General features: G+C 71.2%; 14 protein-coding genes. 5 read left to right on the top strand and 9 right to left on the bottom strand.

The genetic code is table 11. The annotated features are described in order from the left end of the window. Window position 1: 1 nt before the first annotated feature. The 3 genes from AB0436_RS24445 to AB0436_RS24435 all read right to left on the bottom strand — a co-directional run bounded on the left by AB0436_RS24445 (window position 2) and on the right by AB0436_RS24435 (window position 3,203). A complete protein-coding gene (locus AB0436_RS24445; RefSeq protein ID WP_366470063.1) occupies window positions 2-1,039 on the bottom strand; it encodes a sugar ABC transporter substrate-binding protein in 1,038 nt (345 codons plus the stop codon). A gap of 65 nt (window positions 1,040-1,104) precedes the next feature. Beyond that, entirely contained in the window at window positions 1,105-1,884 is a 780-nt protein-coding gene (locus AB0436_RS24440; protein WP_366470062.1) for an SDR family oxidoreductase, read from the bottom strand. Next, the gene (locus tag AB0436_RS24435; RefSeq protein WP_366470061.1) at window positions 1,881-3,203 is read right to left on the bottom strand and encodes an enolase C-terminal domain-like protein; all 1,323 of its coding nucleotides are present in this window, start codon (window positions 3,201-3,203) and stop codon (window positions 1,881-1,883) included. The genes AB0436_RS24440 and AB0436_RS24435 overlap by 4 nt, the downstream gene beginning before the upstream one ends. Window positions 3,204-3,452: 249 nt before the next feature. Here AB0436_RS24435 and AB0436_RS24430 point away from each other — a divergent pair, with 249 nt between their 5' ends. Continuing rightward, window positions 3,453-4,508 carry a PAC2 family protein gene (locus AB0436_RS24430; protein WP_366470060.1) on the top strand — a complete coding sequence of 352 codons (1,056 nt, stop codon included), beginning with the start codon at window positions 3,453-3,455 and terminating at the stop codon, window positions 4,506-4,508. A gap of 77 nt (window positions 4,509-4,585) precedes the next feature. Here the strand turns inward: AB0436_RS24430 and mshC are convergent, their stop codons facing one another. From mshC to AB0436_RS24410, 4 genes are all read right to left on the bottom strand, one after another. Next, window positions 4,586-5,815, bottom strand: coding sequence for a cysteine--1-D-myo-inosityl 2-amino-2-deoxy-alpha-D-glucopyranoside ligase (gene mshC / locus AB0436_RS24425; RefSeq protein ID WP_366470059.1), 1,230 nt, complete (start codon window positions 5,813-5,815; stop codon window positions 4,586-4,588). Between the two features lie 115 nt (window positions 5,816-5,930). Continuing rightward, a complete protein-coding gene (locus AB0436_RS24420; protein WP_366470058.1) occupies window positions 5,931-6,749 on the bottom strand; it encodes an SCO1664 family protein in 819 nt (272 codons plus the stop codon). After that, entirely contained in the window at window positions 6,713-7,303 is a 591-nt protein-coding gene (locus AB0436_RS24415) for a DUF3090 domain-containing protein (protein WP_365854176.1), read from the bottom strand. Before AB0436_RS24415 ends, AB0436_RS24420 begins: the two co-directional genes overlap by 37 nt. A gap of 119 nt (window positions 7,304-7,422) precedes the next feature. After that, a complete protein-coding gene (locus AB0436_RS24410) occupies window positions 7,423-8,109 on the bottom strand; it encodes a histidine phosphatase family protein (RefSeq protein ID WP_366470057.1) in 687 nt (228 codons plus the stop codon). Window positions 8,110-8,177: 68 nt separating this feature from the next. Here AB0436_RS24410 and corA point away from each other — a divergent pair, with 68 nt between their 5' ends. Next, complete coding sequence (corA, locus tag AB0436_RS24405) at window positions 8,178-9,170, top strand: magnesium/cobalt transporter CorA (protein WP_366470056.1); 993 nt, start codon at window positions 8,178-8,180, stop codon at window positions 9,168-9,170. A 167-nt stretch (window positions 9,171-9,337) separates the two neighbouring features. Here corA and AB0436_RS24400 read toward each other — a convergent pair whose 3' ends face one another. Next, window positions 9,338-10,393: an LLM class F420-dependent oxidoreductase gene (locus tag AB0436_RS24400; protein WP_366470055.1), complete on the bottom strand. Its 1,056-nt coding sequence runs from the start codon at window positions 10,391-10,393 to the stop codon at window positions 9,338-9,340. A 127-nt stretch (window positions 10,394-10,520) separates the two neighbouring features. Between AB0436_RS24400 and AB0436_RS24395 the strand changes: the two genes are divergently transcribed. Both AB0436_RS24395 and AB0436_RS24390 read left to right on the top strand, forming a co-directional pair. Next, a complete protein-coding gene (locus AB0436_RS24395; RefSeq protein WP_366470054.1) occupies window positions 10,521-11,504 on the top strand; it encodes an aldo/keto reductase in 984 nt (327 codons plus the stop codon). 161 nt (window positions 11,505-11,665) lie between these two features. Then, window positions 11,666-13,762 (top strand): ATP-dependent RecD-like DNA helicase, encoded by a 2,097-nt coding sequence (locus tag AB0436_RS24390; protein ID WP_366470303.1) that lies wholly within the window; start codon window positions 11,666-11,668, stop codon window positions 13,760-13,762. Window positions 13,763-13,842: 80 nt separating this feature from the next. On the opposite strand, the gene AB0436_RS24385 is transcribed toward AB0436_RS24390, so the two are convergent. After that, window positions 13,843-14,538 (bottom strand): hypothetical protein, encoded by a 696-nt coding sequence (locus AB0436_RS24385; RefSeq protein WP_366470052.1) that lies wholly within the window; start codon window positions 14,536-14,538, stop codon window positions 13,843-13,845. A gap of 47 nt (window positions 14,539-14,585) precedes the next feature. Here AB0436_RS24385 and AB0436_RS24380 point away from each other — a divergent pair, with 47 nt between their 5' ends. After that, the gene (locus tag AB0436_RS24380; RefSeq protein WP_365854162.1) at window positions 14,586-14,774 is read left to right on the top strand and encodes a DUF5703 family protein; all 189 of its coding nucleotides are present in this window, start codon (window positions 14,586-14,588) and stop codon (window positions 14,772-14,774) included. Window positions 14,775-14,901: the final 127 nt, after the last annotated feature.

The following is a 14,901-nucleotide window of genomic DNA, read 5'->3' as shown; positions in this document are numbered from 1 at the left end:
GCTAGTTCTTCTTCTCCAGCTGGTTGGCCCACAGCTTCGGATCGTTGACGTTCGCCTTGGTGACGAGCGGCGCGGGGAGCTGGTCCTCGAAGCCGTTCGGGATCTTGATGATGGTGGAATCGTGATCGGTGGCGCCGGGCTGGAACGTCTTGCCGTCGAGCGCCGCCTTCGCGTAGTACAGCGCGTACTTGGCGTACAGATCGGCGGGCTGGGAAATCGTCGCGTCGATCTTCCCGGCCTTGATGGCGTCGAACTCCTCGGGGATTCCGTCGTTGGAGATGATGGTGATGTGGCCCTTGGTACCGGCCGGCTTCAGCAGCTTCTTCTGCTCGAGCAGCGCCAGGGTGGGCTGCAGGAAGACGCCGCCCGCCTGCATGTAGATGCCGTTGATGTCCGGGTGGGCGGCCAGCGTGGACTGCAGCTTGGCCGATGCGACGTCACCCTTCCAGTCGGTGGCCAGCTCGAAGACCTTGATCTTCGGGAAGCTCTTGGTCATGCAGGCCTTGAACGCCTCCGAGCGGTCACGCCCGTTGATCGAGGACAGATCGCCCTGGAACTCGACGACCTTGCCCTGGCCCTTCAGCTGCTCGCCGAGGTACTGGCAGGCCTTCTCGCCGTACGCCCGATTGTCCGCCCGCACCACCATGTACACCTGGCCCTTGTCGGGCCGGGTGTCGACGCTGATGACCGGTATCTTCTTCTTGTTCAGGTTCTGCAGCGTCGAGGCGATGGCGCCGGTGTCCTGCGGGGCCATGACGACGGCCTTCGCGCCCTGGTCGCTGAACGTCTGGACGTCGGCGACGAGCTTGCCGATGTCGTTCTGCGAGTTGGTCAGCGGCAGTGCCTTGACCTCCCCGGCGTCCACGCCCTTCTTGATGTACTGCTGGTAGGAGTTCCAGAAGTCGCTGTCGCTGCGCGGCAGGTCGATGCCGACCTTCTGGTCCCCCGATCCGCTGCCCGTGTCGCGGTTGCAGCCCGCGAGGGCGGCCACCGCCAGCAGTACGGCACAGGCCGCCGCACTCGTCGTACGCACTCTCATTGGTTTCCCGTCCTTGTTCGAGTGGCGCTTCATGCTGTTGCCGGCCGGGTACGGCCGTACGGATTTCAGTCGGCGGCCGGGCGCAGCCGCAGGCCCTGCATGCCGCCGTCGACCGCGAGCGCCGTCCCGGTGACGGCGGCCGCTGCGGGACTCGCGAGGTAGACGACGGCCGCCGCCACCTCTTCCGCGGTGACCAGTCGTCCGGTGGGCTGGCGGGCGTTGAGGGCCGCACGCTCGGCCGCCGGGTCGTCGGCCTGTCCCAGCAGGCGTCCGACCCAGGGGGTGTCGGCGGTGCCCGGGTTGACGCAGTTGACCCGGATCCCTTCGCGGACGTGGTCGGCGGCCATCGCCAGGGTCAGCGACAGGACCGCGCCCTTGCTCGCGCTGTAGAGGGCGCGCTGCGGGAGTCCCGCGGTCGCGGCGATGGAGCAGGTGTGGGTGACCGACACGCAGCCGGGCCGCTCGCTCGCGGCCCGTCGCAGATGCGGCAGCGCGTGCCGGGCGGTGCGGACCATGCCGAGGACGTTGATGTCCAGGACGCGCCGCCACTCCTCGTCCGGGTTGTCGGCCACCGTGCCGATCGCGCCGATCCCGGCGTTGGACACCACGGTGTGCAGCGCACCGAACTCGGCGGCGGCCGCGGCCACCGCGTCCCGTATCGCGGCGTCGTCGGTGACGTCGGCCTTCAGAGCGAGGATGCCCGCGGGCGCTCCTGCGGTCTCGCGGTCGATGACGGCCACCCGCGCGCCGCGTGCGGACAGTTCGGTGGCGATGGCCGCTCCGATGCCGGAGGCACCTCCGGTGACAAGCGCGGCGAGACCTTCGAAGTCGCGTACAGCGGTCACGCGTTGACCTCCTCGGTGGTACGGCGGGCCTGCCAGACGGGCCCGTCGGGGTAGCGGTGTGCGGCGATCGAGCCGGGGTGCATACGGGCGGAGAACCCGGGAGCGCTCGGCGCGGTATAGCGTCCCCCGGCGATCACCGCGGGGTCCACGAAGTGTTCGTGGAGATGGTCGACATATTCGATCACCCGGTCGTCCCAACTGCCCGAAACCGCCACGAAGTCGAACATCGCGAGGTGTTGGACCAGTTCGCACAGGCCGACCCCGCCGGCATGCGGGCAGACCGGGACGCCGTACTTGGCAGCGAGCAGCAGGATCGCCAGATTCTCGTTGACGCCGGCCACCCGGGCCGCGTCGATCTGCACGAAGTCGACGGCGCCGGCCTGCAACAGCTGCTTGAAGACGACACGGTTGGCGACGTGCTCCCCGGTGGCCACCGGCACCGGCTGCCCGGCACGCACGGCCGCGTGGCCGAGGATGTCGTCCGGGCTGGTCGGCTCCTCGATCCAGTGCGGTTCGTAGGGGGCAAGGGCAGCCATCCAGCGCAGCGCGTCGGGTATGTCCCAGCGCTGGTTGGCGTCGACCGCGATACGGATGCCGGGCCCGACGGCCGCCCGGGCGAGCTTCATGCGCCGGACGTCGTCGTCGAGGTCGGCGCCGACCTTGAGTTTGATCTGGCCGAACCCCGCGGCGACGGCCTCCTGGGACAGCCGGACCAGCTTCTCGTCCGAGTAGCCGAGCCAGCCGGGAGACGTGGTGTACGCCGGGTAGCCGTCGGCACGGAGCAGCGCGGCCCGTTCGGCGCGGCCGGGTTCGGCGGCCCGCAGGATGGCGAGGGCCTCGTCCGGGGTGAGCGCGTCCGTGAGATAGCGGAAGTCGACGAGCGAGACCAGCTCCTCGGGTGACATGCCGGCCAGGAACTCCCATACCGGCAGGCCTGCGGCGGTCGCGGCGAGGTCCCAGGCGGCGTTGACGACCGCGCCCGCCGCCATGTGCATCACCCCCTTCTCGGGGCCGAGCCAGCGCAGCTGCGAGTCGTGGGTGAGATCGCGGTGCAACTCGGCGAGTTCCGCTGCGGCGAGCGGGGCGGGCCGGCCCACCACATAGGGTCGCAGCGCCTCGATGGCGGCGGCGGTGACGTCGTTGCCCCGGCCGATGGTGAAGCAGAAGCCGTGGCCCGCGACGCTCGGCGCGTCGGTGTCGATCACCACGTAGGCCGCGGAGTAGTCGGGGTCCGGGTTCATGGCGTCCGAGCCGTCCAGTTGTTCCGAGGTGGGGAACCGGATGTCGTGGACCTCGAACCCCGTGACGGTCGGGCGCATGCACACTCCTCGAAGAACATCGGACCTTTACGCGGTCATCCGATGTATAGACCGTCGGCCGGCCGAACGTCCAGAGCCGGGACGGAAAATCATCTGTACAGCTCGGATGATTCGGCGCCGTTGGGGCAGGCTGACTGCACTGCCGCGCGGGTCGAGGGAGCCGATCGGTGCTGCACGGGGGCTGCGGCCGGGCCCCGCGGAAGCCGTAAGGTTGGTACGTACGTGAAGAACTTCGGAAGGAGGCACTGGGTGATCGAGCTCGAGGGGGTTCCCGAGCTGATCGACCCGGTCATGGTGGCGGCGTTCGAGGGCTGGAACGACGCCGGCGACGCTGCCTCCACCGCGGTCGCCCATTTGGACCGGGAATGGAAGGGCGAGGTGTTCGCGGCGCTCGACGCCGAGGACTACTACGACTTCCAGGTCAACCGGCCGACGGTGTTCCTGGAGGCCGGGGTACGCAAGGTCACTTGGCCCACCACCCGGCTGTCGGTGGTCCGGGTCGGCGGCGACAAGCCCCGTGATCTCGTGCTGGTCCGCGGCATCGAGCCGTCCATGCGCTGGCGGTCGTTCTGCAACGAGATCCTCGGCTTCGCCCATGAGCTCGGCGTCGAGATGGTGGTGGTGCTGGGCGCGCTGCTCGGCGACACGCCGCACACCCGGCCCGTCCCGGTGAGCGGAGTCACCTCGGACGCCGACCTGGCGCGGACCATGGATCTCGAGGAGACCAGGTACGAGGGGCCGACCGGCATCGTCGGCATCCTTCAGGAGGCGTGCACCCATGCGGGCGTCCCCGCGGTGAGCCTGTGGGCCGCGGTGCCGCACTACGTGTCGCAGCCACCCAATCCGAAAGCGACGCTGGCGCTGCTGAACCGTCTGGAGGATCTGCTCGACCTGCGTATCCCGCTGGGCGAACTGCCCGAGGACGCACGGGCCTGGCAGGTGGGCGTGGACCAACTGGCCTCCGAGGACAGCGAAGTGGCCGAGTACGTCCAGACGCTCGAGGAGGCACGCGACACCGCGGAGCTCCCCGAGGCGTCCGGCGAGGCCATCGCCCGGGAGTTCGAGCGGTACCTGCGGCGGCGTGACGGGAGCCCGGGCCCGGGTGGGCAGCAGACCGGCGGGCACGCCACGGAGAGCGGCGACAGCGGGAGTTACCGGCGGGACACCGCCGGCGGGCTCGGCGGGCCCGGTGGCAGGGCCAGACCGCCGAAACCCCAGCGACCCGACGCCGATTCCGGCGGCGGTGGCGATGCCGGGGGGTCACCGGACGACGAGGACGGCCCGGAGAGACCCTCCGAGGAGTGAGCCGGAAGTCGATACGGGACGGGGAGAAAGGTGGTGCCTCTCTCCCCGTCCCGTATCGACGGCGCGCTACCGCGCCGTCAGAGCGCCACCCCGAGCAGAGCGTCGGCGGCCCGCGACACGAGGCCGGGCGCGCCTTCCTCGGTACCGCCTTCGGACTGCTGGAGAGCGGCCCACCGGTCGACGGCGCGGAGCGCGGCCGGTGCGTCGAGGTCGTCGGCGAGCGCGGCCCTGATCTCCTGGACGAGCGCGTCCGCGGACGGCCCGTCGGGACGCGAGACGGCCGCACGCCAGCGCCCGAGCCGCTCGACGGCGTCCTGGAGCACCTGATCCGTCCACTCCCAGTCGGCACGGTAGTGGTGCGCGAGCAGCGCCAGCCGGATGGCGGCCGGGTCGACACCGTCCTGACGCAGCTTCGAGACGAAGACCAGATTGCCCTTGGACTTGGACATCTTCTCGCCGTCCAGGGCGACCATTCCGGCGTGCACATAGACCTGGGCGAAGGGAAACTCGCCGGTCAGTGCCTGGGCGTGCGAGGCGCCCATCTCGTGGTGCGGGAAGGCGAGGTCGGATCCGCCGCCCTGCACGTCGAAGCCCATCCCGAGATGATCGAGCGCGATGGCCACACACTCGATGTGCCAGCCGGGCCTGCCGCGGCCCAGCGTGCCGCCGTCCCAGCTCGGCTCGCCCTCCCGGGCGGCCATCCAGAGCATCGGGTCGAGCGGGTTCTTCTTGCCGGGGCGCTCGGGGTCGCCGCCCCGCTCGGCGGAGAGCAGCCGCATCGTCTCGGCATCGAGACGGGAGACCTCACCGAAGTGCGCGTCGCTCTCCACGGAGAAGTACACATCGCCCTCGAGCTCGTACGCCGCGCCGCAGTCCCGGAGCCGCTCGACGAGCGGCACGATGCCGGGTATCGCTTCGACGGCGCCGATGTAGTGCTTCGGCGGGAGCATCCGCAGGGCGGTCATGTCCTCCCGGAAGAGGGCCGTCTCGCGCTCCGCGAGCTCGGTCCAGTCCTCACCGTCGCGGACCGCCCGCTCCAGGAGTGGATCGTCCACATCGGTGACGTTCTGGACGTAGTGAACCTGCCGCTTGGTGTCGAGCCACACGCGCTGCACGAGGTCGAACGCGTTGTAGGTCGCCGCGTGACCGATGTGGGTCGCGTCGTACGGCGTGATGCCGCAGACATAGATGCGGGCGACGGGACCGGGGTGCAGGGTGATCCGACCGCCGGTCGCGGTGTCGTGGATCTGGAGGTCGGCGCCCTCACCGGGCAGGGCGGGAACCTCAGAAGCGGGCCAGGCATGCATGTCATGAGCGTAACCGGACGTCAGTTCCGGAGACCAACCGGACGGGGCATTGGCTGATTCAGGCGGTCTTGCGCGGCTGGGACCCCTGTGCGGGGGGCCGGTTCCCGGAAGCCGATCAGACCGGCGGCCAGGGGATGGCCGGCCACTCCCCGCTCGGCTCCGGGTGGCGTCCGCTCGTCCGCAGCGCCGCGACCCGCGCCCGCAGCGCCTCCAGCTCGGCCGACGTGATGAGCTCGGCAAGACGAGCGGCGAGTACGGTGCCCGGCGCCAGGTCGCCCGCGAGCCGGGCCAGCACTTCGCCGGCCTCGGCCGTCAGCGGCTCCCCGGCCCAGCCCCACAGCAGGGTGCGGAGCTTGCCGTCGGTGTTGAAGGTGACCCCGTGGTCGATGCCGTACAGCCGTCCCTCGCCGGTCGGCAGCAGATGTCCGCCCTTGCGGTCGGCGTTGTTGATCACCGCGTCCAGCACCGCCAGCCGGCGCAACCGGGCGTCGTCCGCGTGCACCAGCAGCGCGGTGCGCCCCTCCCCCACCTCGGCGAAGGTGATGGCCTTCCATCCCTCGCCGGGCTCCTCCTCCTCGACGAGAGCCAGCAGCGACGGCTCCGCATCGGACTCGATCCACAGTTGGCACATGCCCTCGCCGTACGGCCCGTCACGCAGCACGGTCGGCGGGATCAGACTCCAGCCCATCGCCTCGGAGATCTCGTACGCGGCCACCTCGCGCTGGGCCAGCGTGCCGTCGGGGAAATCCCAGAGCGGCCGCTCCCCGGCGACCGGTTTGTACACGCAGGCCGCCTCCTCGCCCTCGTAGGAGACCGAGCAGTACAGCACGGCGTTCGACGCCTCGCGCACCCGGCCGCGCACCGTCAACTCGCCCCTGGTCAGGAGCTCGGTGGCGGTCACGCTCCGCGGCGGTATCCGTTCTGGCGCGGACATACGTGTCCCTCCGGGTCGAGCGGCAGGCTGCAGAGCGGGCACGGCGGGCGCCCCGCGTTGACGACGTCGAGCGCTCGCTTGGCGAACGCCCGGGCCTGGGCCCCGGTCAGCCGCACGCGGAGCATCGGCGGGCCGTTCTCGTCGTCCTGGAGGAGCCGTTCCTCGGCCTCCGCCAGGTCCTCGTCGTTCTCGGCCTCCAACTCGACCAGGGCCTGTGCCTCGATGATCATGCGCTGTTCGTCGCCGTCCCAGGCCAGCGCCATGGTGCCGACGCGGAACTCCTCGTCGACGGGGGCCTCCAGCGGTGCGGTGTCGCCCGCCTCGGGCGGGGCGACCGCCGGGACCGGGGAGTTGCCCCCGGTCCTGCGCACGACCTCGTCGAGCAGTTCGTCGATGCGCTCGGCCAGCGCGGCCACCTGGGTCTTCTCCAGAGCCACGCTGGTGACCCGTGGCCCGGACGAGGCCTGCAGGAAGAACGTACGACGCCCAGGCAGCCCGACCGTACCGGCAACGAAGCGGTCCGGCGGGTCGTAGAAGTACACCTGACGGGACACGTCCTGATCTCCATAAGGGTTCGACTGCGGGATGGACCGGTGTGGAACGGACCGGTAGAGGGTGAACCGGATCGCGGGTGGTCCTGGTTACAGCCAGCCCACCCTACTGCGCCGATCGATCACGGTGCGCCCGCGCCACCGCCGACTGCCGCGTCCGTTCCCGAAGCGCTCTCGCGCGGCGCGGGCGAAGTCAGTTCGCCGGTGTCGCCGAGGCGTACGAGGAAGGGGCGGAGCCGGGTGTAGCGGATCACCGTCAGGGAACACGGGTCCACGTGAATCCGCTGGAAGAGGTCGAGGTGCATACCGAGGGCGTCCGCGACGATCGACTTGATGATGTCGCCGTGCGAGCACATCGCGTAGACCGCGTCCTCACCGTGCTCGGCCTCGATCCGGGCGTTCCAGTCGCGTACCGCGTCCACCGCCCGGGCCTGCATCCCCCGCATCGACTCGCCACCGGGAAAGGCGGCCGAGGAGGGATGCTGCTGCACCACCGTCATCAGCGGCTCGTCCGCGAGTTCGGCGAGCTTGCGGCCCGACCAGTCACCGTAGTCGCACTCACTGATCCGGTCGTCGGTGTGCAGCGGTACGTCGGGGCGGGCCGCCAGCAACGGCGCCAGCGTCTCCTGGCAGCGCTGCAGGGGACTCGAGACCGCCGCCGCGAGTTCCATCCGGGCCAGCCGGTCCGGCAGCGCGGCGGCCTGGGCTGCGCCCCGCTCGTCGAGCGAGACACCCGGGGTCCGGCCCGCGAGCACCCCGGAGGTGTTGGCGGTGGAGCGTCCGTGTCGTACGAGGATCAACGTGGCCATGGCAGCCAGCGTAGGACACCGCGGTCGAAGGCCCCCTGGATGTGCGCCCGGGACGTCATCAGGGAAGAATGCGCGCCGTGATTGTCGACTGCGCCATTTACCGCGACGGACGCCGCGTCGAAGGACCCTCGGACTTCTCCGATGCGCTCGACGAGGCGCGGGGCCACGGGGACGCCTTTCTGTGGATCGGACTGCACGAACCGTCGGCGAAGGAATTCGAGCTGGTCAGCAGTGAGTTCGGGTTGCACGCCCTGGCGGTGGAGGATTCGCTCCGGGCCCACCAGCGGCCGAAGCTCGAGGTGTACGACGATTCGCTCTTCATCGTGCTGAAACCGGTGATGTACGAACCGCGGAGCGACACCGTGACCACCGACGAGTTGATGGTCTTCATCGGGGACTCGTTCGTGGTGACCGTGCGGCACGGTGCGGGCGCGCCGCTGGCCGCCGTGCGCGAGCGGCTCGAGGAGGAGCAGGACGTGCTCAAGCACGGTCCGACAGCCATTCTGTACGCGGTGAGCGATGCTGTCGTGGACCACTACATGGACGTGGCCGCCGAACTGCAGACGGACCTGGAAGAGCTGGAGACCGAGGTCTTCGCGCCCAGTGGCGGTGACACGAAGAACACCGCTTCGCGGATCTACACGTTCAAACGGCAGGTCCTCGAGTTCCGTCGCGCGACCGGGCCGCTGGCGGCCCCCATGGAGCGGCTGGCGGGGTCCGGGCTGCCTTTCGTGCAGGAACGCTCCCGGCCGTTCTTCCGGGACGTCAGCGACCACCTCACGCGCGCCAACGAGCAGGTCGAGGGTCTGGACAGGCTGTTGTCCGACATCCTCTCCGCGCACCTCGCGCAGATGGGCGTCCGGCAGAACGACGATATGCGCAAGATCTCCGCCTGGGCGGCCATGGCCGCCGTGCCGACCATGGTGGCGGGCATCTACGGGATGAACTTCCAGCACATGCCGGAGTTGACCTGGACCTGGTCCTATCCGGTGGTCATCGCGGTGATGGCCGGGATCGTCTTTGGCCTCTACCGGCAGTTCAAACGGCGCGGCTGGCTCTGACGGCCCGGTGAGCCGCGGACCGGTCGGCCGCCGCGCGTAACCGACGTGCCGGTGAGGCGTTGTTCAGGGCGACGGCCGTGGCGGGGATGACCCCCCGAGCCCCCACCACGGCCGCAGACCACGATCAGGCGGGTCCGGGCGTGTGCCCGGGCCCGCCTGATCCTCTTCTAGGCCAGACCGGCCCGCTCCAGGGCGTCCGTTCCAGCCCGCAGCGCGGCTAGCCGCTCGTCGAGGGTGAAGCCCGCGGGAGCCAGCGTCAGCGTCGTGACCCCGACGGCCGCATAGGCCTGCATCCGGTCGGCGATGCGGTCCACCGAGCCGAGCAGCGTGGTCCTGTCGATGAGCTGATGCGGCACGGCGGCGGCCGCGCCCTGCTTGTCGCCGGCCAGATACCTGTCCTGGATCTCGGCGGCTTCCTTTTCGTAACCCATGCGCTGCGCAAGGCGGTTGTAGAAGTTCTGCTTGCGGCTGCCCATGCCGCCGACGTAGAGCGCGGTGTAGGGACGGAAGGTGTCGGCGAGGGCGCTCACGTCCTTGTCGTCGCCGAGCGCCAGCGGCACCGTCGGGCACACGTCGAAGCCCTCCAGCGTCCTGCCCGCCTTCTCCCGTCCCGCCCGGATGTGGCGCAGAGCGGTGTCCTCGAGGTGTTCTGCGGACGGGAAGATCAACAGGGCCCCGTCGGCGATCTCGCCGGTCTGCTCCAGGTTCTTGGGGCCGATGGCGGCGACGTAGAGCGGAATGTGCTCGCGCTGCGGGTGCACGGTGAGCTTGATCGGCTTGCCCGGCCCGTCGGGCAGCGGAAGCGTCCAGTGCTCGCCCTCGTACGAGAGACGCTCGCGTGACATCGCCTTGCGGACGATCTCGACGTACTCCCGGGTGCGGGACAGCGGCTTGTCGAACTTGACCCCGTACCAGCCCTCCGAGACCTGCGGTCCGGACACGCCGAGTCCCAGGCGGAAACGGCCGCCGGAGAGCGAGTCGAGGGTGGCGGCCGTCATCGCGGTCATCGCGGGCGCGCGGGCCGGAATCTGGAAGATCGCGGAACCCACGTCGATGTTCTCGGTCTTGGCGGCCACCCAGGACAGCACGGTGGGACCGTCGGAGCCGTAGGCCTCGGCCGCCCAGCAGACGTCGTAGCCGAGCCGGTCCGCCTCCTGGGCGACGGCGAGGTTGTCGCCGTCCATCCCGGCGCCCCAGTAGCCGAGGTTGATTCCGAGCCGCATGACCGCTCCCTTACTGATCAGTAACGTCCTGTTCCGGGGACTCTAGCGCGCGGGAGCGGGATCCGTCAGTGGCGCGTTGCCCCCGGACGCCCCCTGTGTGCGCCTGCGACCAGTAATCTCAGCGGCCATGGAGCAGAGGCATCTCGGCCGTACGGGCCTGCGCGTATCCCGGATCGGGCTCGGCACCCTCACCTGGGGCAGGGGGACCGATGAGCAGGACGCCGCCGACCTGCTGAAGACCTTCTGGGAGGCGGGCGGCACCCTCGTCGACACAGCGGACGTGTACAGCGACGGGGACGCCGAATATCTCATCGGGCAGCTCTGCGAACGGCTGGTGCCGCGCCGCGAGCTGGTCATCGCGACCAAGGCGGGCAGCGTGCCGGACCCGTACCGCCGCTTCGACGGTTCACGGGGCCACCTGCTGGCCGCGCTGGACGCCTCGCTGGAGCGGCTCGGGACCGACTACGTCGATCTGTGGCAGGTGCACGCCTTCGATCCGCGGACACCGCTGGACGAGACGCTCCAGACGCTCGACATCGCGGTCACCAGTGGCCGGGCGCGTTACGCGGGTCTGTCCAACTTCTCCGGCTGGCAGCTGGCCAAGGCGGCGACCTGGCAGCTGGCGGCGCCCGGGGTACGGACCCGGCTGGCCAGCACCCAGATGGAGTACTCGCTGCTGCAGCGCGGCGTCGAACGGGAGGTGCTGCCGGCCGCCGTGGACCTGGGGGTCGGGCTGCTGCCCTCGTCCCCGCTGGGGCGCGGGGTACTCACCGGCAAGTACCGGCACGCGACCCCCGCCGATTCGCGTGGCGCCTCGGAGCAACTGGCGCCCTTCGTCGCGCCCTATCTCGACGAGGCGGCGAGCCGCATCGTCGACGCGGTCGCCATAGCGGCCGACGGGCTGGCCACCACGCCCCTGGAAGTGGCGCTCGCCTGGGTCCGGGACCGGCCGGGGGTGGTCGCGCCGATCGTCGGCGCGCGCACGGCGCAGCAGCTCGCGGCGGCGTTGTCAGTGGAGACGCTTAGTCTTCCTGACGAGATCTGCCGGGCGCTCGACGACGTGTCGGAGCCCGTACACCGTTATCCCGACCAGGACTGGACCGAGCTGTGAGTACGGACCGCGTCGCCGCCGAGCCCCGCAACGAGGCCGGCACCGAGACAGGCACCGAGGCCGAGACCGCGGTGACCGGCGCCACGACCGGGGCCGGCGCCACGACCGGGATTGAAGCCCCGCCAGGGACCGGTTCCGAGACGCCGGAGGGTGATGACGTCATGGAGAGCTCCGAGGACGGCGGCGAGGAGAGCCCCGCCGAAGAGAGCCAGGACAAGGCCGACGGCTCAGGGGCGGCCGCCGTGTCCGAGGCGGAGGCCGAGCTGGCGGCGCAGCGTGAGCTGGCGGCCCGGATCGAGCAGCGCAAGGCCGAGAAGGACGGGCCGATCGACGCAGGCGCCAAGCTGAGCGGCCGGGCCGCCGATCTCCTTGCCGCGGTCCGCGCGGTGGAGAGCGGTGACCGGCCTCCCACCGCGCACTTCCCGCCTCCCGCGCCCGAGCCGCGCCGCCCCGCACCCACCGCCCCGGTGCGACCGACCGGCGCGGTGGCACCGGGGGCCGCCGTCACGGCAGCCGGCCCGGAGGCCGTGGCGGCCGTGCGGGCCGTACTCGCCCGGGGCGGCGCGCCGGAGGCGCTGGCCGCGCGGGCCGCCGAAGCACTCGGTGAGCAGGCCGCCGATGCGCTGCGCGAGGACCCGTGGCAGCTGCTTGCCGTGCCGGGCGTCGCGCCCGAGCAGGCCGACAGCTTTGCGCGTGCGCTGCTCGGCCCGGAGTGCGGCCCCGGCGACGAACGGCGCGCGGCTGCCCTGGTCGGCTGGCTGCTGGAGCGGGCCGCCCTCCGAGGCCACACCGCGCTGGACGCGGCCATGGTGCGTGCGGCGCTCGCCGAACACGCCGTACCGGACCCCGACGAAGCGCTGCAGAGCGCGATCGCCGAGGGCGTGGTGCTGGTCTTCCAGGACACGCTGGAGGACACCCCGGATCAGCCTGCGGCACGCGGCACCACGGCCGACGATGCAGAGGACGGAGCGGAGCCGGCACAGCCGGTACGGGTACTGCTGGGCCTCGACCGATATGCCCTCGCCGAGGAGAGCCTGGCCGACGGACTCGGTCGGCTGGCCAACGCCGGTTCGCTCACCGGCGAGGAGCTCGACTGGGAGTCCGCAGCCGCGGGGGCCGGATCCCCTTCCTCCGCCGAGCTCATCCGCTCGGTGGCCGGCCACGGTCTGGTCGCCCACACCGGCGGTGAAGCGGCACGCGCCGAGCCGGTGGCGCTGGTGGTTGCGGCCCGTGCCCTCGGCCTGCGCGCCTACGCGGCGGCCCACACCCCCGACGGCCGGCGCAGGCTGGCCGCCGCGCTGGACGACGCCTCGGCCGCCGTCACGGTCGCCGGGCTGCTCGCCGGTTCGGAGGGCCCCGGGAGGGACGGTGAGGGGGCGCTCGCCCTCGATCTGCTCGCCGTCCTCGACGCCCCGCAGCTGGACGTCGAGAGCGCCGCGAACCTCGTCGAATCGCTGGCCGACGGCAGCCGTCTCGTCCTGGCCGGAGATCCCGGCGTACTCGGTTCGGCGGGCGCCGGGCAGGTGTTCGCCGACGTACTGGCTGCTCGCATGTGTCCCCAGGTCGCCTCCCGCACCCCCGACCCGGGGCCGATCGGTGAGCTGGTCTCCGGTATCGGCATCGGCGAGCTGAGCCAGGTCGAAGCACCCGGCCGGGAGGTGGTGATCGTCCCGGTGCGGGACCCCGGGGAGGCGGTGCACCGTACCGTCCAGCTGGTCGCCGACTCCGTGCCCAGGGCCATCGGCGTGCCGACGGACGACACCCAGGTCATCACCCCGGGCCATGGCGGTGCGGCGGGCACCCGCGCACTCAACGCGGCGCTCAAGGAACGGCTCAACCCGGGCCCGGGACGCTTCGGCGGCTTCGACCCCGGCGACCGGGTCGGCTACGCCCCCGCACCGGGCCGAACGCTGCCCGGCACGGTCGTATCGGCGGACGCCGAAGGGTTGCGGCTGGACTGTTCGGGCACGCCCGTCCTGGTACCGAAGGACCGGGTGGCGTCGGCGGTGCGGCACGCCTGGGCGCTCACCGCGCACCAGGCGGCCGGGCTGCGCTGGCCGGCGGTCGTGGTGGTGCTGCCGGGCGATGCGGCGCGGGGTCTGAGCCGTCCCTGGGTGTACACCGCGTTCAGCCGCGCCGAGCGGCATCTGTCGGTGGTGCACGGCGTCGACCATGCGTTGCCCCGCGCGGTGGCGGAAGTTCCCGCACAGGAGCGCACCAGCCGGCTGCGGACGCTGCTACGGCCGACGGCCGCATAGCAGGACATCAACCGGCGCCGGTGGCTTCGGAGACCGCGGCGGCCGGGGCGCAGGCCCCGGCCGCCGTTCACCGCACCGGGTCAGTGCCGCTCGTCCGTCGGTTCGCCGCCTGCTTCGTCGCCGTCATCGGTCTCGTCGCTCTCGTCGTCGAACAACTCTTCGTCGTCGAAGACGGCACTGACATCGAAGCGGCACACGATCTGCTGCGGATCCGCCTGGTCGAAGGGCGCGTCCAGCCACTCCCCCGGCTCGGGCAACTCGTCCACCGCCGAGACCCAGAGCGTGGAGTCGCCTTCCTCCAAGCCGAACTCCTTGTGCCGGGAGGCCACCTCATCGGGTTCGTACTCCCCGAACAGCACGCCGAGAGCGGCGTGCACGCTGCTGCCGACGACCGCGGCGACGCCGCTGCCGCTGTCCGCGTCCGGGTCGAGATCGACGATCCGCTGCGCCTGGGTCAGCAGCCGCTGCGGCTCCACCACCGCGTAGTCCCGGCGGATCAGCACACTCAGCGCATGGGGCTCATCGGGGCCCGCGTAGGGCGGCAGCGAGTCGTCCGCCGCCGGGATCTCGAAGGGGGTGACCTCGTCGTACCGGTCGTAGAGCCTCTCGTCGTACACCTCGGCGGCCGCTGCCAGCGCGTTGAAGGCGCTGTAAACGGCCGGATCATCCTCTCCCGTGCGGGCTTCGACCGCCTCGAGGTGACGGTCCAGCGCGGCTTTGACCGCCTCGGCGGCGGCACGTACCTCGGCAACCGTGGGCTGCGCAGCATCAGACATAGAGCAGACGCTATCCGTACCGGGCCGTTGCCCGCACAATAGATGCGATGCCGGAATACGAATTTGTCGACGTGTACGTGCCGCGCGGGGTCTCCCGCTCGGAGACGACGCGTCTGCTCACCGACCATGCCGAGTACGGACACTGGGAGCTGGACCGACTGACCCTGCACCGGGACGGCAGCCGCAGAGTGCGGCTGCGCCGGCGGATCATCCGCCAGGTGCGCGCCACCTGGTGACCGCGTCGAGGACCGCGCCGCCTGAGTCACCTGAGTCACCTGAGAAAGGAGGAGCGGGCGGCCGATCAGCAGAATGCCCGCCGAATAGAGCCATGCCATGGCCCAGATCCCGCCGAGCCCGTGGTCG

The sequence above is a fragment of the Streptomyces sp. NPDC051322 genome (assembly GCF_040689485.1).
In the GTDB taxonomy this organism is placed as follows: domain Bacteria; phylum Actinomycetota; class Actinomycetes; order Streptomycetales; family Streptomycetaceae; genus Streptomyces.
The sequence above is the reverse complement of the archived record's forward strand: the minus strand, read 5'-3'. Positions and strand labels throughout refer to the sequence as shown.